Genomic DNA, 22,089 nt, shown 5'->3' with positions numbered 1-22,089 from the left:
CATCGAGTGGTCGCGAGTCTGCTCGCGGGGTGACCGAGACGCGCAGTGCCCTCTGGCCCAGGGCACTGCGCGCTCGTGTGAAGCGGCTACTTCCACTCGTAGGTCTTGGACTCGACCTTGCCGCTCTCGTCGGCCTCGTACTCGAAGACGCAGGCTATGCCGTTGAGGCGTGAGAGCTTCTCGGACTCCGTCTGGAAGTAGATGGCACCGCGCCACGAGGTCGCTCCGTTGCGCAGGAGCTTGCCGACCCCCGAGCCCTTCCAGAGGGCGGTCTCGCCGCTCGCGGTCATGGTGACGCCCTGGCCGTCACCGTAGAGGGAGCCGTCCGGCCGCCTACGCGAGACGTACGTCCCCATGTCCGTGATCTCTTCGTTGAGCAGGTGGCCCCGTGCCTCGAACGACACCTCCACCTTCGGCTCGCCTGACTCGCCCGGCAGGATCCGCGTCCCCGTGATCTGTCCGGTGTCATGACCGATCTGGTCGCCAAGAGCCATCGTCATTCCCCCCGTTGGATGCGTGATCTGTTCGTTCGCTCCTCCCAGCCCAGCACCGCCCCACGGGCCGGTCAATGCCGTTTATCTGCGGATATGCCCCTCATGTCGCACATCCTCCGGCAAGGATGATCTCCACCCTGGCGGCCACCGGAGATCACCGGCAAAGCACCCGACGGACGGGGGCCACGCGTCTGTCTCCTCGCACGATCCTGAGCCACCGGGCACCCTGAAATGTCGTTGCCGGTGTGGAACGGCGGGGTCATGATCGCGCCATGGGACTCGACTGGGGCTATTTCCGCCGGCTGTACGAAGATCTGCACGACCACCATGACGACGTCGCTGGGCGTCAGCGATATCTGGCTGGTCAGCAGCGGATGGCGGCCGACCATCTGGCCGAGTTGGCGCCGCTGCGCAGGCGAGAGCGGATACCCGCCGGCGGGGACGACGAGCAGCGGTGGCGGATCATGAAGCTGTACGCGCTGAGCCGGGTCAGCGACCAGTTGATCGAACTCTTCTGCCCCGAGGGGGACCCGCCCGCCGGGTTCGGTGTCACCGGAGGACGTGCTGTCATCGAGGGCAGCACCACCCACAGGTTGGAGCTCGGCGGATGGCGGGTTACCGCCACCCCTGGCTGGCTTGGTTCCCGGAGGCTGGAGTCCGACGGGCTGGCTGCGTACACGAGGTTCTTCACCGATATCGGGCTGACTCCGTTCGAACACGCCGAGGCGTTCTCCCCGTTCCACCACGAGATCTTCGCCGTGGTGCAGGATCCGGGCGCGACGCGCGTGACCCTGGAGGAGGTGCTGTGGCCGGGTTTCTGGTTCGGTGACCTGCTGTTCAGCCGGGCCGGTGTGCGGGTGCGGGCTCCCCGACACCTGATCGACGCCGCGGTGGCCACGACCTCGACGCTGTACTTCGCCTCCCGTCGCGATCCGCGTCCCACCAGTGACCTGTCGCACGGCTGGGGTTCCAACTCGCAATGGCGAACCAGCTTCCACCGGTTCTACTCCGACGAGGACGGCCTGCACCTCAACTGGGACGGCGAGGTGGACATCGGTGAGGACCCTCCGCAACGCCCGGCTGACCGACTCGACGACGATGACCCGCTGGACCAGCGCCGGGAACTCTTGCTGCACCGCTGCTTCGTCCGCAGCGCACTGCCACGCGACGAGGACGACCGGTTCCCCCACGACGACCGGCTCAGCCTCACCATCGCCGAATGGCCACTACGGCCGGAGTCGATCGTGCACGTGCCGTGGACCCGGTGAGGATCTGGCCGCCATCGAACTCCTCGATCCCCCAGCTTTCAGCCTGGGAGTGCGCGTGGCAGCCCGAACGACGGGAGCACGCTGTTGTCGAAGCGGGTCACGGCGCAGATCTGGTCGCCGGTGAGGGTGAGGACGAGGAGGCCGGTTGCGTGTCGGATGCCGTTGGGGGCGAGAAGGTAGGCCTGGAACGCCGGTTGACCGTTCGCCCGCGTCGGGACGAGGTCATACGTCCGGTCTTGGCGGATGATGCTGGCGTAGAAGCGGGCCACGGCGTCGCGGCCGTGGTATTCGAGGGGGATCGGTGGCATGGAGACGCGGACATCGGCGGTGAGCAAGGCGACCAGCGCGTCGACATCGCCGGACTGGTAAGCGTGGACGAACTTTGCCACGAGCGCCTGCTCGGCGGGTGACCCGGGGGCGGGAGGCGGTTGGCGCTCGTCTGTCGGCGGCAGGCGGTGCTGCAGGGCGGCGCGGGCCCGTTTGAGGGCGCTGTTGACTGATTCGACGGTCGAGTCGAGCATGTCGGCCACCTCATTGGCGTGGTATCCGAGTACCTCGCGCAAGATGAGCGTGGCGCGCTGGCGGGCGGGCAAGACCTGCAGGGCGGTCACGAAGGCCAGGGAGAGGGCTTCGGTCTGTTCGTAGCGTGCCTCGGGGTCGAGCGGCACGTTCTCCAGGAGGGCGTCGGGATACGGTTCGAGCCAGACGACTTCACCGAGCCGGGTCGGCTCTGGGGGGTCAATGTCGGGGATGTCCCACTCCTTGGCCTGGCGCCGGTTGGCCGAGCGACGCGCGTTGAGGCACCGGTTGGTGGCGATCCGGTAGAGCCAGGTGCGGACCGAGGCGCGTCCCTCGAACGCTCCGAGGCCTTGCCAGGCGGCCAGCAGCGTGTCCTGCAGGGCGTCCTCGGCGTCCTGGAAGGACCCGAGCATCCGGTAGCAGTGCATATGCAGCTCTCGGCGGTACGGCTCGGTCAACTCCCGGAACGCCTCGCCGTCTCCCGCCCGTGCCCTGTTGATCAGGCCGGTTGTCATCAGTCCACCTCCGCGTCACGTCTTCTTGGTATCGACACCGGCCGAGCCGTGAACTGGGCGGTTGATGCGCGCCCAGTTTCCAGACGTCGTGGGTTCTGTATCTGTGACGGCCGGACGATCCGGGCGTCGGGACACGTGAGGAGCCGTACTCGTATGACGATCGCAGGCAAAGTGGTTCTGGTGACCGGGGCCAATCGTGGCATCGGGCAGGCGCTGGTCGAGGAGGCCTTGAGGAGAGGCGCGAAACAGGTGTATGCCGGTACGCGCCAGCCCCTGGCCCACTCAGATCGGCGAGTCACGCCCCTCACCCTGGACGTGACTGACGCGGCGCAGACCCGGGCGGCTGTCGAGAGGGTCGGGTCTCTCGACATCCTCGTCAATAACGCCGGCCTGGCGCTTTTCGATGACCTCAGCGATCGTGCCACGCTCGAACGGCACCTGGCCGTCAATCTCTTCGGCACGTATGACGTGACCCAGGCCTTCCTGCCGTTGCTGACCCGTTCTCGGGGAGCCATCGTCAACGTTCTGTCGGTGGCGGCCTTTGCCGCCTTGCCGGTCATGCCGGCCTATTCGGTCTCAAAGGCAGCCGCATTCTCTCTGTCCCAATCGCTGCGCGCTCTTCTGGCCGGACGTGGCGTGGGGGTTCATGCCGTCCTGGCCGGTCCCGTGGACACCGACATGGTCCGCGACCTCGACATACCCAAGGCCTCTCCGGAGTCCGTCGCGCAAGCCATCTTCGACGGAGTCGAGAGAGGTGAGGAGGACATCTTTCCCGATCCACTGTCAGAGCCCATGGCCGAAGGCTGGCGCATCGGTGACGCCAAGGCGCTCGAGCGCCAGAACGCGACGCTCGTAGCAGCAGGGCCCGTCGCGTCATAAGCAGGCAAATCCAACAACCAGGAGTAGCAGTGTTGCTGGAAAAGAAGAACGCCATTGTTTACGGAGCGAGCGGAGCCATCGGAAGCGCGGTCGCTCACGCCTTCGCCGCGGAGGGCGCACGGGTCTTCCTTGCTGGGCGTACCACCGCCGCGTTGGAGACGGTCGCGGAAAAGATCCAGGCCTCGGGTGGCGTCGCCGATGTCGCCTCGGTGGACGTACTGGATGAGGCTGCCGTCGAAGCGCACGCCGATGCGGTGGTCCGGAATGCCGGATCCCTCGATGTCTCGTTCAACGCGATCAGCCTTCCCCAGACAGGCATTCAGGGCACTCCGCTGGCCGACCTGTCGTTCGACGCTTTCGATTTGCCCATGGCCACCTACCCCAAGGCCAACTTCCTGACGGCGAGGGCTGCCGCGCGGCGCATGACCGGCCAGGGATCCGGTGTGATCTTGACGATCACGGCGTCTCCGTCGCGGACGGCAGTTCCGCTCATGGGCGGTATGGCGCCGGCGTGGGCGGCGATTGAGGCGCTGTCGCGGGGTTTGGCGGCCGAGCTGGGCCCGCATGGCGTCCGTGTCGTCTGTCTGAACGCGGCGGGGATGCCTGAAACGCCGCAGCTGTCTGAGGTGTACGGCCTGCACGCTGATGCCTATGGCATCACTGGTGACGCGTTCGCGGCCCGGATGGCCGACCGGACACTGCGCAAGCAGCTGCCCACGGTCGCTGAGATCGCCAACGTGGCCGCCTTCGTCGCCTCGGACCGCTCCAGCGCGATGACAGGGGCGATCGCCAACCTCAGCGGCGGGATGATCGCCGACTGACGTAGCCCAGGGGGCGGGGGTCTTGCGTGGCAGTTACCCCCGCTCCCCAACTCCCCCCGCTCTCCCACCTGTTCGGCCGGAAGGGGTGGGGGCTGAGGGCTTGCCTTTATGGCTTGCGTTGGCCTGGGTCGCCTTCGATGATGCCGCCTGCTACGGGGCCTCGCTTGGTCGCCTTGCCGTGCAGGCGTTCCGGATGGGGCAGGCGCTTCTGCTTGGCGTACCACGTCAGCCCCAGCCATGCGACGAGTGCCAGAGCGAGAATGATCGGCCCGACGATCAGAAGGATGTTCGCACCGGTCGGGGATGCTTCTGCCAGCATGCCGTTCACCTCCTGTACTGGGCCCCTACCCGCCAGGAGAGGTCCAATCACAGGCCCCTGGACTGGGAGATCGAGCCTGAGGTGGTGAGCGTGAAGGTGCGCATCGACTCGGCGAACTTGGAGAGGTCCCACTCGGCGGGGCCTTCGTACCAGTAGAGGTTGTCGGCGCCCTTGGCTCGCTCTCCCGCGTTCTCGACGGTTTTGGCCCACTTGGGGACGAGGTCGAAGACCACGGCGTACGGCAGGAAGCGCGAGAAGAGCGCGATGCGCTGGCGGGCGGCGATCTCGTCGTTCTCTGAGATCTCGCCGCGTTCCAGGAACGCGCGGAAGCCGATGATGTGGGCGAGGACCGTCGCGCCGTGGGCCGTCTTGGCCGGCATGTACTGGCCGCCGTACGCCAGCGCCGCGCCCGCGATGATCACGGCGAGTCCGACCAGGGCGAGGTCTGTGAAGAGGGCCAGCGCGATCGTGCCCAGGACGCCGACGCCGGTGAGGATGAAGCCGGTGATCGTCCAGCGGGAGCGCACCCTGTCCGGGCGGCGGGCGAACCAGCCCTGCGCGACCACGTCGTCGTACATCGCGGACCGGACTTTGGCCAGGTTGTTGGCGAACGTGCCGCCCAGGGCTGACAGCTTCACCGCGGTACGGGGGGTGCCGTCGGGGGCCGTGAAGAGCGAGTCCAGGAGCAGGCGCTCGTAGGGGAGGAGGTCGTCCGCCGGGCGTTCCAGGCGCTGGAGCTCCCAGTCCAGGCGGCCGGTGACCTCGCGGTCCTCCTCGTCGATCAGCAGGTAGCCGCGGACGGCGAGGTCGACGATCGTGGCGGTCACGTCGATGACGTCGGCCTGCTCGTCGATCAGGGTGCCGATCTGGCCTGGCCGGACGCCGTCCGGCGGCTCGAATTCCGAGCCGGCCAGGGGGGCGTGGTCGCCCTCGGCGGCTTTCTGGGCGACAACCCGGGCGTCTCGGCCGCGGAGGAGGTAGAGGGCGATCACGCCGCCGAGGAGGAGCAGGAGGAGGCCCGCGAGGGCGCTGCCGGTGATGCCGTTGACCGAGAACGCGGTCGCCACGGTGTGCCGGCGCTCGTAGATCGGCTGGGCCTTGGTGGTTCCCGCGGGGAGGCCGACGACCACCGTGACGTACTCGTCCGGCAACAGCTGGTCATGCCGGAACTCGCCGCGCGTGCGGGTGTGGTCGGTGAAGAACTGCGAGCAGCCGGTCAAGCCCTCCAGCGGCCCGGCGAAGCAGTTGATGCTGCGGATCATCGTGCCGGCGTCCACGGTCACCCGGGCGGCGTCCATCGGGACCTTCCACCCGCCGAGCGCGGTCCAGCGGAGTTCCTCGATGCCGCCGAGGGGTGTGGCGATGCCGCGGACGTCGTAGTCGAGGACGACGGTCTTGCGGCCGGTGAACGGGGCGGGGCCCGAGACCTTGACCGTGGTGCGGGTGCCCGAGTTGGACGTGGACACGTTCGCCGGGCCGCCGTCCGGGCTGGTCGCCTTGACGTTCTCGACCTTGTAGACGCGGTCGCGGGTCACGCTGTCGTGGCTGCGGGTGACGAAGGTCCGCCTGAGCTCGCGGGTGCCGCCGAACTCGTAGACGATCGTCTCGCGGGCATGCGTGACGCCGCCCGGCCCGACCTTGAGCGTGACCTCGTCTTTGATCACCCGTTCGGGCGCCGCGGTGGTGGCGTCGTCGGCGAACGCGGCGCCGGTGGTCAACGGGATGAGCGCGGCGACGGCCAGAGAGGCGACCATTGGCCGCAGGCGACTCAACATGGCGGCAAAGCGTACCGGTACGGCAGGTAGGCAAGGTTAAGGGCGGCCACTATGGGATGATTTTTTGCTATGGCAGGCCACCACCCTCCCCCGGCGCCCACACCGGCACCGCCATACCGCCTGCCTGGTCCTGGCGGCGTACCGCCGCAGTATCACTACCAGCCCCCGCGCCATCCGCAGCGGCGTACGGCCAGCGGTCTCGTGGTGGGACTGGTCGGTGTGGTGGCCGCGCTCGGCGTCCTGGCGATTCTGGGCTTCTCGGTCGTCTCGTCCCTCGGCGACGGGGCCAGCGGCCAGTTCGGGCGGCCGGGTACGCGGGGCGGCGAAGCGGTGACCCGCGAGACGGTCACGAATAACAAGCTCTACGGCACGGGCGCGCTCACACCGGTCCAGTGCCAGGTGCCGCAGATCGGCCCGGGCGTCGCCTCGATGGACCGGTTCATGAACGCGTTGAGCTCATGCTTGGACACCTCGTGGACGCGGCAGTTCGCCAAGGCGGACGTGCCCTTCACGCCCCCCAAGCGGGTCTTTTGGAGCGGTCCGGGCCGGAGCCCGTGCGGCACCTACCCGAGCCCGGGGGCGTCGGCGTTCTACTGCCCGGCCAACAACACGATGTACGTGGGACTGCGGCACATCGTCGAGACCTCCGGCGGCGAGTCCCTGTCGCACTTCGCCGTCTTCGCCCGTGTGATCGCGCATGAGTACGGCCATCACGTGCAGGACAGCTCGGGGATCCTGTCGTACGGGCATCAGGAGATGGAGCAGTCCGACATCACGGGCCGCAACGCGGCGAGCCGCCGCATCGAGCTCCAGGCGCAGTGCTTCGCCGGGGCCTTCCTGGGGGCCGAGCGCCGCACCATCGGGATGACCCGGGAGCAGTACGTCGCGATGATCGTGGACGTGCAGGGCCGGGGCGACGAGCGGCAGCCGGCCGACCGGCGCGACCACGGCTCCGGCCGCAACTACGCGGGGTGGGTGGTCAAGGGTTTCCAGGGCCAGAAGCTCTCCGTCTGCAACACATGGACCGCGCCCGCATCATTGGTCAACTGACCTGATCGATCAACCGCCCTCATCGGTCAACTGAGCACCGTCCTGTTACCTCCATAACGCCGCCGACATGCGGGTTTGCGTAATGTGTCTGGACTCACAGGTCAAGTGCTAGCAGCGTGCTTGCAATTGCAAGCACCATGACGCAAGGTGGAGACATGGCAAGTTCGAAGGTCGGCTCCATTGGGGAGTACATCCGTGAGCAGCGCACACGGGCGAAGATCTCGCTCCGGCAGCTCGCCGACGTCTCGGGGATCTCCAACCCCTACCTGAGCCAGATCGAGCGAGGCCTGCGCAAGCCGAGCGCCGAGATACTGCAGCAGATCGCCAAGGGTCTGCGGATCTCCGCCGAGGCGTTGTACATCCAGGCCGGAATTCTCGAGGAACGCGAGGCCGACACAGACGTGGAGGCCGCCCTGCGGGCCGACCTGCTCCTCACGGAGCGGCAGAAACAAGTGCTGCTGGACATCTATGTGTCATTCCGCAAGGAGAACGAAGCTGCCGACGTGCTGACCGAGCACCAACCAGAAGGAAAGGAAGAGGCCGGATGACGCTTGCCAGCAACCTCCGCGAGAACAAGGCCGTCTACACGTTCATCGGCGGCGGCGACCTCGCGGCCGAGAAGGTGCGCGAGCTGCCCGAGCAGGTGACCAAGGCCCGCGAGACCGCCACCAAGTACCAGGGCGAGCTCCGCGAGACCGTCGACAAGTACCGCGGCCAGGTCCGCGAGCAGGTCCTTGAGACCGTGGGCAAGTACCGCGGCGAGGTCCGTGAGGCCGCGACCAAGGTGCAGGACCGGGTCGAGGTCAAGGACCTGCCCGGCGCCGCGGTCGCGTACGTGACCCACTTCGGCACCCGGACCGTCGGGTTCATCGACGAGCTCGCCGAGCGCGGCAAGAAGGTCGTGCACCGCGAGGCCGAAGAGGTCGCCGAGATCACCGAGGCGAAGCCCGCGCCCAAGGCCCGGGCCGCGCAGCAGAAGAAGACCGCGCAGACCCAGACCAAGTCTGCCGCGTCCAAGAAGACCGACGCCTGAGCCGTCGCTCTTCGGATTGACATGAACGAGGCCCGGCCGGGATCATCCGGCCGGGCCTCGTCGTTGACTACTCTGAAGGGGCACGAGGTCCATGGCCGCGACAAGAGTGGTGATCGCACGATGATGTCAGGGCTGTTCTATTTCTTCTGGTTCCTCGCGATCGTCGCGTTCGTCTTCGAGGTCATCGCGCTGATCGACGTGCTCCAGGTACCCGAGGGCGCCTTCCCGGCGGCCGACAAGCAGACCAAGAAGTTGTGGCTGATCCTGCTGGTGGTGGCCAACGTGGTGGGCCTTGGCGGCGCGGCCGGCATCCTGTCGCTGCTGTCGTTCCTCCCGATCGCCGCGTTCATCGTCGCCGCGATCTATCTCGCCGACGTGAAACCCGCCGTCAAGCCGTACAAGAACAAAAAGGGCGGCGGCAACTCCGGTTCCGGCCCGTACGGCCCTTGGTGATCCCAACGCGGGCCTAGGGTGTCGGTTATGGGGACACATCACCACGGGCGTACGGCTCGTCTCGAACTCGACGACCAGTCGCTACGCGAATGGGACGCGCTCGTACTCGCCTCAGGCCCCGAGGGCATCGTCCTGGACCGGTCCGCGTTCTATCCGGGCGGGGGCGGCCAGCCGCCGGACGAGGGCGTGCTGCTCTGGCAGGGCGTGCAAACCCGCATCGCGGGGGTCCGCAAGGGCGGCGACCTTGAGCTCATCCCGGTGGAGGGCGACCCGATCCCGCCCGCAGGCACCGCCGTGACGGGAGCCGTCGAAGACGCTCGGCGTACGGCGCTGATGCGCACCCACTCGGGCCTACACCTGCTCTGCGGCGTGGTCTTCCGCGACTACGGCTGCCTCGTGACCGGCGGCAACATGGAGCCGCTGGCGGCCCGCATGGACTTCGACCTGCGCGAGGTGCCACCCGGCTTCAAGCAGGCGGTGGAGGACGCCTGCAACGCCGAGGTCGAGGCGGACCGGCGCATCGACGTCAAGGAACTGCCGCGCAAGGAGGCGTTCGAGATCCCCGACATCATCCGGACGGCCACCAACCTGGTGCCGCCGGAGGTCGAGGACGTACGGATCGTCGACATCGTCGGCCTGGACACCCAGGCGGACGGCGGCACCCACGTCGCATCCACCAAGCAGATCGGCCGCATCCAGGTCGCCAAGGTGGAGAACAAAGGCCGCGGCTTCCGCCGCCTCCGCATCAAGGTCTCCGACTGACGCTGTATTTATGGCTTTGGCGGCCTCGACCGCCTCGCCTGGCGGCTCGGCCGCCGAACCGCAAAAGCGGCGATCGCGGCATCGCTTCGCGATCTCTCGTGAAGCTTCGCCTTCGGCTCGCTTCACGACCCGTTAGCGCGCTCGCGTGCGGGCCGGGGTCGCTGGTTTGGGGCAGGCGGGGCTTTGCTGATCTCCGTGGCGGGCGCTTCGTTGAGGGCGGCTACGGAGCAGACGCCGTTTTCGACGAGGGTGATGGTGCGGTCCAGGGCGTCGCGCATGGCCTCTGGGGAGTAGCCGTGCCGGCGGCAGTGGACGATGACCGACTGCATGCCGCCGATGGCGACCCCCGAGACGGCGACGGCGTCGATCTCGCTGATGCCGGGGCAGAGGTCGCGCAGGTGCTGCTCCAGCTCTTGCTGGGTGGCGGTCATGCGCTGGAGGGCGCACGCCCGCAGGCCGGGCCGTTCGAGGATGAGCTGCACCTGAACGGCGCCGTAGGCGCCGTGCTCGGTGACCAGGGCCTCCATGATGTCGACGATGCTGCGCCGGATGGTCTTGATGGGGGGCTCGCCGGGTGGCCGTCGGGTGAGGCGGTCGGCCACCTCGGCGAGCCGGTCATCGATCTCGGCGAAGACGACGTCCTCCTTGCTCGGGAAGTAGCTGAAGAACGTGCGGGGTGACACGTCGGCGGCCTCGGCGATGTCGGCGATCGTCGTCTCCTCGTAGCCGCGTTCGGCGAAGAGACGGAGCGCCTCAGAGGCGATCGTCCGGCGGGTGCGCTGCTTTTTCCGCTCGCGCAACCCCTCAACGTGACCCATGTCACGGACACTAACACGACTGCAAACTTGCAGCTATTGCAAAAATGCACCGAGCGTGTTTTTCTGCGGATCATGGCGCGAACACTGGAGAGGCTGGGACGCCTCTGCGTACGGCGACGGCGCGCCGTCTTCGAGCTCTGGATCCTGCTGATGCTCGGGGCGGGGGTCCTGGGGGTCACCCAGGGCGGCATGTTCGTCCAGCAGAGCTCCCTCCCCGGCACCGAGACCCAGCGCGCCATCGACACCCTGCGCCAGGACTTCCCCGCGATGACCGGACCCACCGCCACCGTGGTCTTCCACTCCACGGCCGACGCGAGCCCGGGGGACTGGCGGGTCGCGCTCACCGTGGGCAAGGCCATCGAGAACCTGACCGCGCTCGACCGCGTCGCCTTCGCCGAGAACCCGTACATCCAGGGCATGGGCGGGATGAAGAGCCACGACGCCGTCGTGATCCGGGTCAACCTCAAGGGCACGATGGGCGACGTCAGCGCCGCCGACCTGGACAGATTCGACGAGGCGGTGGAGCCGGCGCGGATGGCCGGGCTGGACGTCAAGTTCGGCGGCATCGTCGCGATGATCCTCAACCAGCCGAAGGGCGGCCCGCAGGAGGGCGTGGGGATCATGCTCGCCATGCTGGTGTTGCTGCTGGCCTTCGGCTCGTTCCTGGCCGCCGGGATCCCGATCCTGGTGTCGCTGTGCGGGATGGTCATCGCCTACTCGATGATCCATTTCGCGGCGTCGGCGGTCGAGGTGCATCCGACCGCGCCGATGGTCGCCGCGATGCTCGGCATCGGCGCCGGCATCGACTACGCGCTGTTCATCGTGACGCGTTATCGCCAGCAGCTGGCCGACGGCGACGACGTGGAGACGGCGGTCGGGCGCGCCATGGCGCACTCCGGGCATGCCGTGGTGTTCGCCGGGGGAACGGTCGTCTTCGCGATCTGCGGCCTCTTCCTGTCCGGCATCTCGTTCATCGGCCGGATCGGGCTCGCCTCAGCGCTGTCGGTCGGCCTCATGGTGCTCGGCGCGCTCACCCTGCTGCCCGCCATCCTGGGCGCGCTCGGCACGCGCATCGACCGTTACAAGCTGCCGCGCGTACGGCCCGACCGCAGCTCCACGCGTTGGATGACGTGGGGGCGCCACGTCGACCGCAACGCCTGGCCGTACGCGATCGCGGCGACGCTGGTGCTGCTGGCGCTCTCCGTGCCGACTCTCAGCCTGCGGTTCGGGGTGATGGCCGACAGCATCGCCTCGCCCAAGACGGACTCGCGGCAGGCGTACGACGTCGTCGCCAAGGAATTCGGCGCGGGGCACTACAGCCCGTTCGTCATCGTCGCGAAGGTGCCTGGCAAGCAGGCGGGCAAGGAGGAACGCCCCAGCCCGGCCAAACGACAGGTGCCCACCATCAAGGGGCCGGACGGGCTCACGGGGCTCACCGGCCCGCAGGGAACGGTGACGCCGGCTCCCAGCGCCGAGAAGCCGCCGATCCCGCTGCCCAAGGGCGCGCCGGACCTGACCAAGAAGCCCGACAAGCAGGCCGTGGTGCTCGGCCAGGCGCTCAAGCAGCGGGTCTCCGAGGTGCCGGGCGTGGCGTTCACCGCCGAGCCCGTCATCACCGGCACCACCGCGCTGCTCCAGGTCATCCCGGCGACCGCGCCGCATGTCGAGGAGACCACGGACCTGGTCCACCGGCTGCGCGGCACCGAGATCCCGGCCGTGCTCGCCGAACATCCCGGCGCCACCGTCTACCTCGGCGGCGAGAACCCGGCGATCATCGACCTGGCCGACACGGTCGGGGACCGCATGCCGATCGTGGTCGTCGCGGTCGTCGGCGTCGCCCTCGTGCTGCTGATCATCGCCTTCCGCTCGATCATCGTTCCGATCAAGGCCGCGCTGATGAACCTGCTGTCCATCGGCGCCTCGTTCGGGGTCGTGACCGCGGTCTTCCAGTGGGGCTGGGGCATCCAGCTGCTCGGGGTGGACCAGGCGATCCCCATCATGTCGTTCGTCCCGCTCTTCATGTTCGCCCTGATCTTCGGACTCTCCATGGACTACGAGGTCTTCCTGTTGTCCCGGATCAAGGAGGAGTACGAACGGTCGGGCGACCCGCACGAGAGCGTGGTGATCGGCATCGGCGCCACCGCTCGCCTCATCACCTCGGCCGCGCTCATCATGATCTTCGTCTTCGGGAGCTTCGTCCCGCAGCCCGACCCGACGGTGAAGATGATGGCCCTCGGCCTCGCGGTGGCAGTCGCAGTGGACGCGACGATCGTCCGGCTGGTCCTCGTACCGGCGCTGATGAGCCTGCTCGGTCACGCCAACTGGTGGTGGCCCGGCCGCAAGCGCCCGGCCCAGCCCACCCCGCCCACTGGCCGCAAGGAGACCGCCGAACAGCTGGAGTTCGAACCCGTCGGCTGACCCACGCACACGGTCAGGGCAGGCCGAAGCCCACCCTGACCGGTGCCCACCCTGACCTTCGTGGTTGGCGTCAGACCTGGAGCAGTTCGTCCTCCCGTGCGTCGTCGGCGGGTGCCGGTTCGCCGGTCGGGGGCACGCGGCGGAGCAACGTGATCGCGAGGACCGCCGCCAGTGCGGCCAGGAGTGCGGCCCCGCCTGCGGCGATGTTCAGACCTTCGGCGAAGGCGTCACGTGCCTGCTCGACCAGCGCGGAGGCCTGGGCGGGGGGCAGGTCCTCGGCGGCGGCCAGGGCGCCTGGCAGGGTGTCGGCCGCCGCGGCGGGGACGTCGGCGGGCATCTCGGACCGGTAGATCGCGGCGCCGATGCTGCCCAGGATGGCGATGCCGAGCGAGACGCCGAGGTCGCTCGCGGTGCTGTTGACCGCGGAGGCGGCGCCCGCCTTCTCCGGCGGGGCGGATCCGATCACCAGCCCGGTGGCGAGCGCCATGGTCGGGGCGATGCCCGGGTAGAGCAGGTAGAAGCCGATGATCAGCAGGGTCAGCCCGGACGCCTCGACCTGGGTCAGCACGAGGTAGCCGGCCACCGAGAAGAGCGTGCCGCCACCCACCACGTAGGCGGGACGCACCTTACGAGCGATCTTCGGAGCCAGCATCGAGACGGCCACCAGACCGAGCGCCGCGGGCAGGATCCACAGGCCGGACTCCAGCGGTGACTGCCCAGCCACCAGCTGCAGGTACTGGGTGAAGAGCAGGTAGACCCCGCCGAGCGCGATCGCGGAGAAGAGGAAGACACCCAGCGCACCGCTGAAGGTCCGGTTCGCGAACAGCCGTACGTCCAGCAGCGGGTTGGCCAGCTTGAGCTGGCGGCGGACGAACAGCACCGAGAACAGCAGCCCGACGGCGGCAGTCGCGATCGCGGTCCCGTTGAGGCCGTGCTTGGCGAACTCCTTGATCCCGTACACGATCGGCAGCAGCGAGGCCATCGACAGCAGCACGCTCGGCAGGTCCAGCGAACCGGCCTGCGGCGCCCGGTACTCGGGAACGAGCAGCGGCGCGGCGACCAGGACCAGCGCCATGACGGGCACGCCGATCAGCAGGGCCGCACCCCACCAGAACGACTCCAGCAGCAGACCGCCGACGAGCGGGCCGATCGCGACGCCGACCGAGATCGAGGCCGCCCACAGGCCGATGGCGGTACCGCGCTGGCGCTCGTCCTGGAACATGTTGCTGATCAGCGAGAGCGTGGACGGCATCACCGCCGCAGCGCCGACGCCCATGACGGCTCGTGCCACGATCAACCAGCCGGCGTCCGGCGCGAAGGCCGCCGCGACCGAGGCGAGCCCGAACGCCGCGGCGCCGAACAGCAGGATCTTGCGGCGTCCCAGCCGGTCGCCCACGGTGCCCATCGCGACGAGGAGCCCCGCCATGACGAGCCCGTAGATGTCATTGATCCACAACAGCTGGCCGCTGCTGGGCCCGAGATCGGCGGCGATCTGCGGGGTGGCGAGGAACAACACCGTCATCGCCAGGAACAACAGGGTGGTCGGAAGGAGCAGCACGGCCAGGCCGAGCCACTCCTTCGCCCCGGCGCGCGCGCCGGCGGCGGTGGTGGGAACAGACATGATCAATTACTCCAGGGGGTTTCAGTGATTGGGGATGTAGGGATCTCGCGTGCCCGGGACACGAGTTCGGCGAGCATCAGATCGGCCTGGCCGGAGCGGTCGCGGTCGGCGAAGTGGACGGCTTCGCCGACCGTGACCGCCCCGACCGAATCGAGCAGGGAACGGACCTCCAGAGCACAGACCTCCAGAGCGCAGAGCTCCTTGGCGCAGATCTCCACCTCCGCCTCGGCGTCCGGTACGGCCCCGTACCAGATGAGGCCTACGGGTTTGGCCCGCCAGCAGTCGGCGCACCAGGAGACGGCTTGGCGTAGCTGATCCGGCGGCGTGCCGTGCAGCACGAGCAGGAAGCCGTTCGCGGCGCCGAGCCACGGGGTCAGATCGCGCACCGCAGGCGGCGTCGGCAGGCGGCCGGCCGGCGAGTCCGGCAGGCAGGCGGCGCCGAGGTCGAGCAGGTCCACCTCGGCGTCGCCGCGCGCGTGGACGCGCCCGGTGAGCCATTCGGCCACCGCCCGGTCCGCGTGGTCGGCGGCGCCGGCGATGACGATCGCGATTCGCACCATCGGTCCCTCCCTTCAAGCCGCACTCTGCGCGAGCGCACTCCAGCAGGCCTCAGGGCGGACTTAGGGCCGGTTCAGGGCGGTCCTTCAGCAGTCCTCCAGTAGATTCACGAGCATGCGTTTCGGGGTGCTCGGTCCGCTCGCCGTGTGGACAGCCGAGGGCGGTCAGGTGCGGATCCCCGAGGTCAAGGTGCGTGCCCTGCTGACCCAGTTGCTCATGAACCCCAGCCGGGTCGTGCCCGCCGACCGGCTGATCGACGTGCTGTGGGGCGAGAATCTCCCGGCCAATCCCGCGGCCTCGCTGCAGACCCGGGCGTCCCAGCTGCGGCGCGTCCTCGACGCCGCCGATCCGGGCGGGCGGAAGTTGCTGGTGTCGCAGCCGCCGGGCTACCTGCTGAACGTGGCGCCCGACGCCGTGGACAGCGGGCGGTTCCAGCTCCTCGTCAGCCGGGCGCGCGCCGCCGACAGTCCTCAGGCCCGCGCGGATCTGCTTGGCGAGGCGCTGGCACTGTGGCGTGGAGCGGCGCTGCTCGACTTCGCCGACGAGGAGTTCGCCCGGGCGGAACGGACCCGGCTGGACGAGCTTCGCCTGACCGCGTGGGAGGAGCTCGCCGAGGCCAGGCTCGAACTGGGCGAACACGCCATGCTCGCGGACGAGCTCGGGGACCTGGTCGCCCGCCATCCGCTCCGGGAACGGCTGCGCGCAGCCCATATGCGGGCCCTCTACCGGGCGGGGCGCCAGAGCGAGGCGGTGGCCGCCTACCACGAGCTCCGCGAACGCCTGGCCGACGAACTGGGCGTGGATCCCGGCCGCGAGATCGCCGCGCTCTACCAGTCCATCCTCGAACAGGACCCGTCCCTGGGCTCGCCACCGGCCCCCGCGCCGCGTACCAACCTGCCCGTTCCCCTCACTGACCTGGTAGGCCGTGCGGAGGCGGTACGGCAGATCGGCGCGCTCCTGGACACAGGTCGGCTGGTGACGCTGACCGGCCCTGGCGGCGTCGGCAAGACACGCCTGGCCCTGGAGGCCGCTCGCCAGCTCACCGGCCGTTTCCCCGATGGGGTGTGGGTCGTCGAGCTGGTCAGCGCGACGTGCCAGGAGGCGGTGGCCGAGCTGGTCGCGGTGGCACTGGGAATCCGTGACGAGAGCGCCGAGGGGCTGCCCGCCCGGCTCGCCGGGGCGCTGCGCGGCAAGCGGATGCTCCTCATCCTGGACAACTGCGAGCAGGTCGTCACCGAAGCCGCCGAGCTGACCGCCGCTCTCCTGCGTACCGCGCCCGGCCTGTCCGTCCTGGCCACCAGCCAGCGCCCGCTCGGCACCACGGGCGAGCAGCTGTGGAACGTGCCGCCGCTCGCCGAGTCCAGTGCCGTGGAGCTCTTCGCCGCCCGTGCCGCCGCGGGCAGCCCCGGGTTCAGCGTGACGCCGGACAACGCGGACGCCGTCGCCGCGATCTGCCGGCGTCTGGACGGCCTCCCGCTCGCCCTCGAACTGGCCGCCACGCGCGTCCGCGTCCTGGGCGTCCACGAGCTGGCGTCCCGTCTCGACGACCGGTTCCGGGTGCTGGGCAGCGGATACGGCGACGCGCCCGAGCGGCAGCGCACGCTGCGGGCGATGATCGACTGGAGCTGGGAGCCGCTTGGCGAGGACGAACGCACGGTTCTGCGGCGGCTGGCCGTGCACGCGGACGGCTGCACGCTCGAAGCGGCCGAACGGGTCAGCGGCGAGGACGGGCTCGACGTGCTGGATTCGCTGGCGCGGCTGGTGGACCGTTCGTTGGTCGTGGTCTCCTCCGGTACGGACGGGATGAGGTACCGCCTACTGGAGTCGGTCGCCGCGTACTGCTACGAGCGGTTGCGGGAGGCCGGCGAGGTCGAGGAGATCGAAGGGCGGCACCGGCGCTACTACACCGAGCTGGCCGCCCTGGCCGACTCGTACTTGCGCGGCCCCACGCAGCGGGAGTGGCTGCGGCGACTGGACGCCGAGACGTCCAACCTACGGCTCGCGCTCGAACGGGGCGGTGGCCTGCCGCTGGTCAACTCGCTGGCCTGGTACTGGGTACTCCGGGGTCGGCTCGGTGAGGGCCTGCGCTCGCTCACGGCCGCGCTCACGGTCGCACTCGCGGCGGGCGGCACCGATGATGGCAGCGAGGACGAGGCGGGGACGGCCCGTGTCTGGCGCGCCGCGTTCAGCCTCCGCATGGGAAAGAGCCAAGACCCCGCGGAGCCTGCCGTGCCGCCGTCCCGGCCTGGCGAAATCGCAGCGCTCACCCGCAGGATCCGCGCCGAGTCGTTCCGGAGCCTCGCATACCTCGGGATCGGCGAGCGGACGGCCGAGGAACAGCTGGCCACCGAGGTGCTGGAGGTGACGCGGGCGATCGGCGACCGGTGGGGGACGGCCGCCGCGCTCAGCGCGCTGGCCCGGCAGGCACTGGTACGCGGCGACCTCAAGGCGCTGGCGGAGGACGGCCGGCGCAGCATGGAGCTCTTCACCGAGCTGGGCGACCAGTGGGGCCGGGTGCACGCCACGTTCGCGCTGGGCATCCACGCGGAGATCACCGGCGACTACGCCGAGGCGGGCCGCCTGCACCGGGACGGGCTGCGGATGGCTGAGGAGCTCGGGCTGTGGAGCGAGGTCAGCGACAGGCTGTCCCTCCTGGGCAGGATCGCCCTGCTCAACGGCGACCATGCCCGAGCCGACGAACTGCACGAACGGGCTAGCGAGCGCGCCGCCGAGCAGGGCTACACGGTCGGCCAGGAGTTCGCGGAACTCGGGCTGGCGCTGAGTTACCGGCGGCAGGAACGCCTCGACGAGGCCGAAGCCCTCCTCCGCCGCTGGCTGGCCTGGAACCGTGAGGTGGACTCCCCGCTCGCGCAAGCGCTGATCCTCGCGGAGCTCGGCTTCATCGCCGAACTGCGCGGCGACGCGGAAACCTCCCGTTCCCTGCACGAGGAGAGCCTGGAGTCCGCCCGCGATGCCGGTGACCCCCGTTCGATGGCACTCGCGTACGAGGGGCTGGCCGGTGCCGCTGCCGCCGCGGGAGAGCATGCCCTTGGCGCACGGCACCTGGGCACGGCCGCCGCACTCCGGGACGGTGTCGACGCGCCGCTCCCGCCCGCCGAACGCGCCGACGTTGACAGGATCACCGCGAAGCTCCGGGCCGCCCTGGGCGACGAGACGTTCGCCGCGCAGTTCGCGGAGCAGTTCGCGGCGGGCAGCGGCGCCATCGACGAGGAGGCTTGATGATCACTGATGACGCGCGGGAACGGGCGGTCGCGCTCATCGAGGACGAGGGGCTGCCCGCGTTCGTCTACGACCTGCGGGCGCTGCGGTCGCACGCGGCGGCGATCCGGGAGGCGCTGTCCGTGCCCGGCGCGCCGGAGCTCTACTACGCGGCGAAGGCGAACGCCGAGGCGCCCGTCCTGCGGGCGCTAGAGCCGTACGTGGACGGCATTGAGGTCGCCTCGGGCGGCGAACTGGAGCACGTCCACCGGGTGCTCCCCGATGCACGCCTGGCCTTCGGCGGTCCTGGCAAGACCGACCCCGAGCTGGCGTCGATACTGAGGCTGGGCGTCGACCGCGTCCATGTCGAGAGCCCCTATGAGCTGACCCGCCTGGCGACGCTCGCACGCGAGACCGGACGCGAGGTCGACGTCCTGCTGCGGGTCAACCTGGCGGGACGGCGGGACGGCGTCGCGCTGGCGATGTCGGGCCCGTTCGGCATGGACCCCGAGGCGATCGAGAGCTGCCGCGAGATCCTGTCCGCCGCGCCCTGGATCCGCCTGAAGGGCTTCCACGCGCACCTGGCGTCCGGGCTCGAAGCCCCCGAGATGCTCCAGCAGTCCGAGGAGATCCTGACCTGGACCCGCGCCCGCTTCGACCTGCCGGCTCCAGAGATCAACCTCGGCGGCGGAATGGCCGTGGACTACTCCGACCCCGGACGTCTCTTCGACTGGAGCACGTATGCGAAGGGCATCACCGAACTGGCACTGCCCGGGGAGACGCTCCGGATCGAGCCCGGACGCGCCATGAGCGTCTACTGCGGCTGGTACGTGACCGACGTGCTCGACGTCAAGCGGGCCCACGGCGAGTGGTACGCGATCCTGCGTGGCGGGACCATGCACCTGCGCACGCCGGTCACCAAGCAGCACGACCAGCCGTTCGTCGTGATCCCTCAGGGCGCGCCGGGGCCCGCGACCGATGAGCCCGTGACGCTGGTCGGTCAACTGTGCACGCCCAAGGACGTGTTCGCGAGGACGGTCCCGGCAGGGCGGGTCGCGGTGGGCGATGTGGTGGCGTTCGCCATGGCGGGCGCGTACGCCTGGAACATCTCCCACCACGACTTCCTGATGCACCCCAAACCGGGCTTCCACTACCTGAACGCCTGACGGCTCCCGTCATCGGGTCGGGTCTCGGCGCGCTGGAAGAGGACGTAGAGCCAGGTCATGGAGGGCACGAGGATGAGGGCGCCCACGGCCAGTGCCACGAAGACGACCTGGAGGGCGGCGTCGTGGGCGGCGGCCGAGTCCAGATCGAGGTCGGCCATCCCGGCGGCACCCCAGAGGACCGTGACGACGGCGAGCGCACCGGTGACCCGTACAGCCAGGTAGTTGCGGCGCAGCACGAGGGCGAGGGAGACAATGCCCGCCGCAGTGGACACCAGGATGAGGGGAGAGTGCACGCCCAACGCGGCGGCACCAGGGAGGGCGAGGAGACCGACGACGACTCCGCTAAGGAGGGCGTAGCCGCGGAAGCGCAGCGTCGCGTCCGCGTCGGCCAGGCGCCGCGCGTCCCAGATCAGGTAGACGGCCGCCAGATACGCGCAGAGCGCGGTTGTGAGGATGCCGCCATAGATGCCGGGCAAGCTGAGCCAGGTGGATTCGCCGGTGGCCACCGTGGTCGCGACGGCGCCCAGGCAGAACGGTGTCACGACCGAGGAAGCTCCGAAGAGCCAGGCATAGGTCTTCTGGTCGGGGACCGCCTTGCTGAAGACGAACGTGCTGCCCCGGGCGACGATGCCGAGGACGGCCAGGGAGAGCGGCACCCAGTGCGCGGCCATGATGTCGGCGAAGACGGGCGGGAACGCGGTCCAGGTCATCACCATGACGAAGATGAGCCAGACATGGTTGGCCTCCCACAGCGGACCCATGGCGTGCTCGATGACGTCCTTGTCGGAACGCCGGGGCGAGATCAGATGCCACAGGCCGGCGCCGAAGTCGGCGCCTCCGAAGAGCAGATAGGCGGAGAGGCCCAGCAGTATCAGGCCAAGGGCGATGTCCGGGTAGCTCATCGGACTCCGGCCTCCTCATGGTCGTCGTCGCGCGGAGCGGGAGCGTCCGCGGCGGGTCGGGGTGTGGGCGCGTCCGCGGCGGGCTCGGGTTCGGGTGGTTGGCGGCGCATGCGCCGCAGGACGCTGATGGTGGCGATCGCGAGGACGGCGTAGACGACGAGCACGATGTAGAGGCCGAAACGCAGGCCGGGGTTGGGGTTGACGGCCTCCTCGGTGCGCATCACTCCGTACACGATCCATGGCTGGCGCCCGACTTCGGTGGTCGTCCAACCGGCCTCCATCGCGATGGCGGCGGCGACTCCGGCGAGGCTCGCGGCACGCAGGAACCAGGGTTTCCAGGGCAGGTCGCGGTGCTTGGCGAGCGCCCCGGCCTGGCCCGCGGCGGAGCGGCGCCGCAGCCACCAGGCGAAGCCCCACCAGGCAGCCAGCGCCAGCAGGGCCATGCCGATCGCGATCATGATCTCGAACGAGGTCTTCACGACCTCGGCGGGCGGGTGGACGTCCTCGGGAAAGGCGTCGAGGCCGCGCAGCGTGGCCTTCGAGTCGAACTTCAGCATGAGCGAGAGCGCGTTCGGGATCTCGATGAACGCGAACTTGAACGGCACCCCGTCCTGGGTGTGCTCGATGCCCTCCATCGCCGCGAACTTGATCGGCTGGTTGTCGGCGACGAAGCGGGACGCCCAGTCGCCGACTGCGACCTGCAGCGGGGCGCAGACCGCGCCGAGGGTGAACGGGATCGCGAAGCCGAGCCGGTGGTAGCGGTCAACACGGCCTGCGCGGTGGTCGCGGAGCAGGGCGACGGCGTAGACGGAGGCGACGATGAAACCGCAGACCATGAGCGAGGCGAGGATCAAGTGGACGGCCTGGACCGGGGTCGCCGGGTTGAACATCGCCGCCAGCGGGTCGACGTCGGTCACCTTGCCGTCCACCAGCTTGAAGCCGCGCGGCTGGTTCATCCAGGAGTTGACGGTGACCACGAACGAGGCGGAGAGCAGACCCGCGATCACGACGGGGATGCCGGTCACGAAGTGGGCGCGCGGCGAGAGCCTGTCCCAGCCGTAGAGGTAGACGCCCATGAAGATCGCCTCGATGAAGAACGCGATGCCCTCCAACGCGAAGGCCGCGCCGAACACCTGGCCGTACTTGTCCATGAAGCCCGGCCACAGCGTGCCCATCTCGAACGACAGCACTGTGCCGGACACGGCTCCGACCGCGAACAGCACACCCGCGGCCTTCATCCAGCGCCGCGCCAGCTCGGCGTAGACGCGGTCGCCGGTGCGGAGTGACCTCCATTCGGCGAGGAGGGTCAGCGCCGGGAGTCCGATCCCGATGCTGGCCAGGATGATGTGGAAGCCCAGGGTGAAGGCCATCTGCTGGCGGGCGGCCATGAAGTCGGCCGGCGTCGCGGCACCGTGGGCCGGGTCCACGAGCGGGGCGGCGGGGTCCACGGCAAGAGCGGAGAAATCCGCGAGGAGCGCTACGGAGCTCATACGACAGAA

20 protein-coding genes are annotated in these 22,089 nt (G+C 69.4%); 11 read left to right on the top strand and 9 right to left on the bottom strand.

Annotation, left to right across the window (positions count from 1 at the left end):
- Positions 1-86 precede the first annotated feature (86 nt).
- Positions 87-500, bottom strand: a complete 414-nt coding sequence (locus ACH34W_RS35610; RefSeq protein ID WP_395965554.1) for a hypothetical protein — start codon at positions 498-500, stop codon at positions 87-89.
- Positions 501-766: 266 nt separating this feature from the next.
- Between ACH34W_RS35610 and ACH34W_RS35605 the strand changes: the two genes are divergently transcribed.
- Entirely contained in the window at positions 767-1,762 is a 996-nt protein-coding gene (locus ACH34W_RS35605) for a hypothetical protein (protein WP_395965553.1), read from the top strand.
- Between the two features lie 38 nt (positions 1,763-1,800).
- Here ACH34W_RS35605 and ACH34W_RS35600 read toward each other — a convergent pair whose 3' ends face one another.
- Positions 1,801-2,796: a sigma-70 family RNA polymerase sigma factor gene (locus tag ACH34W_RS35600; RefSeq protein ID WP_395965552.1), complete on the bottom strand. Its 996-nt coding sequence runs from the start codon at positions 2,794-2,796 to the stop codon at positions 1,801-1,803.
- A gap of 153 nt (positions 2,797-2,949) precedes the next feature.
- Between ACH34W_RS35600 and ACH34W_RS35595 the strand changes: the two genes are divergently transcribed.
- Positions 2,950-3,675, top strand: coding sequence for an SDR family NAD(P)-dependent oxidoreductase (locus ACH34W_RS35595; RefSeq protein WP_395965551.1), 726 nt, complete (start codon positions 2,950-2,952; stop codon positions 3,673-3,675).
- Positions 3,676-3,704: 29 nt separating this feature from the next.
- A complete protein-coding gene (locus tag ACH34W_RS35590; protein ID WP_395965550.1) occupies positions 3,705-4,496 on the top strand; it encodes an SDR family NAD(P)-dependent oxidoreductase in 792 nt (263 codons plus the stop codon).
- Between the two features lie 106 nt (positions 4,497-4,602).
- Here the strand turns inward: ACH34W_RS35590 and ACH34W_RS35585 are convergent, their stop codons facing one another.
- Both ACH34W_RS35585 and ACH34W_RS35580 read right to left on the bottom strand, forming a co-directional pair.
- Positions 4,603-4,815 (bottom strand): hypothetical protein, encoded by a 213-nt coding sequence (locus ACH34W_RS35585; RefSeq protein WP_395965549.1) that lies wholly within the window; start codon positions 4,813-4,815, stop codon positions 4,603-4,605.
- A 47-nt stretch (positions 4,816-4,862) separates the two neighbouring features.
- Positions 4,863-6,569 (bottom strand): DUF2207 domain-containing protein, encoded by a 1,707-nt coding sequence (locus ACH34W_RS35580; protein ID WP_395965548.1) that lies wholly within the window; start codon positions 6,567-6,569, stop codon positions 4,863-4,865.
- Between the two features lie 90 nt (positions 6,570-6,659).
- On the opposite strand from ACH34W_RS35580, the gene ACH34W_RS35575 reads away from it, so the two are divergent.
- The 5 genes from ACH34W_RS35575 to ACH34W_RS35555 all read left to right on the top strand — a co-directional run bounded on the left by ACH34W_RS35575 (position 6,660) and on the right by ACH34W_RS35555 (position 9,888).
- Positions 6,660-7,640 (top strand): neutral zinc metallopeptidase, encoded by a 981-nt coding sequence (locus ACH34W_RS35575; protein ID WP_395965547.1) that lies wholly within the window; start codon positions 6,660-6,662, stop codon positions 7,638-7,640.
- A 155-nt stretch (positions 7,641-7,795) separates the two neighbouring features.
- Positions 7,796-8,188: a helix-turn-helix domain-containing protein gene (locus ACH34W_RS35570; RefSeq protein ID WP_151561525.1), complete on the top strand. Its 393-nt coding sequence runs from the start codon at positions 7,796-7,798 to the stop codon at positions 8,186-8,188.
- Positions 8,185-8,673, top strand: coding sequence for a hypothetical protein (locus tag ACH34W_RS35565; RefSeq protein WP_395965546.1), 489 nt, complete (start codon positions 8,185-8,187; stop codon positions 8,671-8,673). The genes ACH34W_RS35570 and ACH34W_RS35565 overlap by 4 nt, the downstream gene beginning before the upstream one ends.
- A gap of 120 nt (positions 8,674-8,793) precedes the next feature.
- Positions 8,794-9,126: a DUF2516 family protein gene (locus ACH34W_RS35560; RefSeq protein WP_395965545.1), complete on the top strand. Its 333-nt coding sequence runs from the start codon at positions 8,794-8,796 to the stop codon at positions 9,124-9,126.
- Positions 9,127-9,153: 27 nt separating this feature from the next.
- A complete protein-coding gene (locus ACH34W_RS35555) occupies positions 9,154-9,888 on the top strand; it encodes an alanyl-tRNA editing protein (RefSeq protein WP_395965544.1) in 735 nt (244 codons plus the stop codon).
- Positions 9,889-10,010: 122 nt separating this feature from the next.
- On the opposite strand, the gene ACH34W_RS35550 is transcribed toward ACH34W_RS35555, so the two are convergent.
- A complete protein-coding gene (locus ACH34W_RS35550; RefSeq protein ID WP_395965543.1) occupies positions 10,011-10,706 on the bottom strand; it encodes a TetR/AcrR family transcriptional regulator in 696 nt (231 codons plus the stop codon).
- Positions 10,707-10,778: 72 nt separating this feature from the next.
- Between ACH34W_RS35550 and ACH34W_RS35545 the strand changes: the two genes are divergently transcribed.
- Positions 10,779-13,124 carry an MMPL family transporter gene (locus ACH34W_RS35545; protein ID WP_395965542.1) on the top strand — a complete coding sequence of 782 codons (2,346 nt, stop codon included), beginning with the start codon at positions 10,779-10,781 and terminating at the stop codon, positions 13,122-13,124.
- A 70-nt stretch (positions 13,125-13,194) separates the two neighbouring features.
- Here the strand turns inward: ACH34W_RS35545 and ACH34W_RS35540 are convergent, their stop codons facing one another.
- On the bottom strand, positions 13,195-14,745 hold the full coding sequence (locus ACH34W_RS35540; RefSeq protein WP_395965541.1) for an MFS transporter: 1,551 nt from the start codon (positions 14,743-14,745) through the stop codon (positions 13,195-13,197).
- A 2-nt stretch (positions 14,746-14,747) separates the two neighbouring features.
- Positions 14,748-15,305, bottom strand: a complete 558-nt coding sequence (locus ACH34W_RS35535; protein ID WP_395965540.1) for an NAD(P)H-dependent oxidoreductase — start codon at positions 15,303-15,305, stop codon at positions 14,748-14,750.
- Between the two features lie 112 nt (positions 15,306-15,417).
- Here ACH34W_RS35535 and ACH34W_RS35530 point away from each other — a divergent pair, with 112 nt between their 5' ends.
- Together ACH34W_RS35530 and ACH34W_RS35525 are read left to right on the top strand one after the other, a co-directional pair.
- Positions 15,418-18,543 (top strand): BTAD domain-containing putative transcriptional regulator, encoded by a 3,126-nt coding sequence (locus ACH34W_RS35530; RefSeq protein ID WP_395965539.1) that lies wholly within the window; start codon positions 15,418-15,420, stop codon positions 18,541-18,543.
- Positions 18,543-19,688 carry a type III PLP-dependent enzyme gene (locus ACH34W_RS35525; RefSeq protein ID WP_395965538.1) on the top strand — a complete coding sequence of 382 codons (1,146 nt, stop codon included), beginning with the start codon at positions 18,543-18,545 and terminating at the stop codon, positions 19,686-19,688. The genes ACH34W_RS35530 and ACH34W_RS35525 overlap by 1 nt, the downstream gene beginning before the upstream one ends.
- Here the strand turns inward: ACH34W_RS35525 and ACH34W_RS35520 are convergent.
- Positions 19,673-20,590: a cytochrome d ubiquinol oxidase subunit II gene (locus ACH34W_RS35520; protein ID WP_395965537.1), complete on the bottom strand. Its 918-nt coding sequence runs from the start codon at positions 20,588-20,590 to the stop codon at positions 19,673-19,675. The genes ACH34W_RS35525 and ACH34W_RS35520 overlap by 16 nt on opposite strands.
- Positions 20,587-22,080, bottom strand: a complete 1,494-nt coding sequence (locus ACH34W_RS35515) for a cytochrome ubiquinol oxidase subunit I (protein WP_395965536.1) — start codon at positions 22,078-22,080, stop codon at positions 20,587-20,589. The genes ACH34W_RS35520 and ACH34W_RS35515 overlap by 4 nt, the downstream gene beginning before the upstream one ends.
- Positions 22,081-22,089: the final 9 nt, after the last annotated feature.

It is taken from the genome of Actinomadura sp. 6N118 (assembly GCF_044326415.1).
Classification (GTDB): Bacteria; Actinomycetota; Actinomycetes; order Streptosporangiales; family Streptosporangiaceae; genus Spirillospora.
This window is presented reverse-complemented; position numbering and strand designations above follow the sequence as displayed.

Coding starts and splice junctions, on each gene's coding strand:
- ACH34W_RS35610 (WP_395965554.1), bottom strand. CDS start 500: ATGACGATGGCTCTTGGCGACCAGATCGGTCATGACACCGGACAGATC.
- ACH34W_RS35605 (WP_395965553.1), top strand. CDS start 767: ATGGGACTCGACTGGGGCTATTTCCGCCGGCTGTACGAAGATCTGCAC.
- ACH34W_RS35600 (WP_395965552.1), bottom strand. CDS start 2,796: ATGACAACCGGCCTGATCAACAGGGCACGGGCGGGAGACGGCGAGGCG.
- ACH34W_RS35595 (WP_395965551.1), top strand. CDS start 2,950: ATGACGATCGCAGGCAAAGTGGTTCTGGTGACCGGGGCCAATCGTGGC.
- ACH34W_RS35585 (WP_395965549.1), bottom strand. CDS start 4,815: ATGCTGGCAGAAGCATCCCCGACCGGTGCGAACATCCTTCTGATCGTC.
- ACH34W_RS35580 (WP_395965548.1), bottom strand. CDS start 6,569: ATGGTCGCCTCTCTGGCCGTCGCCGCGCTCATCCCGTTGACCACCGGC.
- ACH34W_RS35575 (WP_395965547.1), top strand. CDS start 6,660: ATGGCAGGCCACCACCCTCCCCCGGCGCCCACACCGGCACCGCCATAC.
- ACH34W_RS35570 (WP_151561525.1), top strand. CDS start 7,796: ATGGCAAGTTCGAAGGTCGGCTCCATTGGGGAGTACATCCGTGAGCAG.
- ACH34W_RS35565 (WP_395965546.1), top strand. CDS start 8,185: ATGACGCTTGCCAGCAACCTCCGCGAGAACAAGGCCGTCTACACGTTC.
- ACH34W_RS35560 (WP_395965545.1), top strand. CDS start 8,794: ATGATGTCAGGGCTGTTCTATTTCTTCTGGTTCCTCGCGATCGTCGCG.
- ACH34W_RS35555 (WP_395965544.1), top strand. CDS start 9,154: ATGGGGACACATCACCACGGGCGTACGGCTCGTCTCGAACTCGACGAC.
- ACH34W_RS35550 (WP_395965543.1), bottom strand. CDS start 10,706: ATGGGTCACGTTGAGGGGTTGCGCGAGCGGAAAAAGCAGCGCACCCGC.
- ACH34W_RS35545 (WP_395965542.1), top strand. CDS start 10,779: ATGGCGCGAACACTGGAGAGGCTGGGACGCCTCTGCGTACGGCGACGG.
- ACH34W_RS35540 (WP_395965541.1), bottom strand. CDS start 14,745: ATGTCTGTTCCCACCACCGCCGCCGGCGCGCGCGCCGGGGCGAAGGAG.
- ACH34W_RS35535 (WP_395965540.1), bottom strand. CDS start 15,305: ATGGTGCGAATCGCGATCGTCATCGCCGGCGCCGCCGACCACGCGGAC.
- ACH34W_RS35530 (WP_395965539.1), top strand. CDS start 15,418: ATGCGTTTCGGGGTGCTCGGTCCGCTCGCCGTGTGGACAGCCGAGGGC.
- ACH34W_RS35525 (WP_395965538.1), top strand. CDS start 18,543: ATGATCACTGATGACGCGCGGGAACGGGCGGTCGCGCTCATCGAGGAC.
- ACH34W_RS35520 (WP_395965537.1), bottom strand. CDS start 20,590: ATGAGCTACCCGGACATCGCCCTTGGCCTGATACTGCTGGGCCTCTCC.
- ACH34W_RS35515 (WP_395965536.1), bottom strand. CDS start 22,080: ATGAGCTCCGTAGCGCTCCTCGCGGATTTCTCCGCTCTTGCCGTGGAC.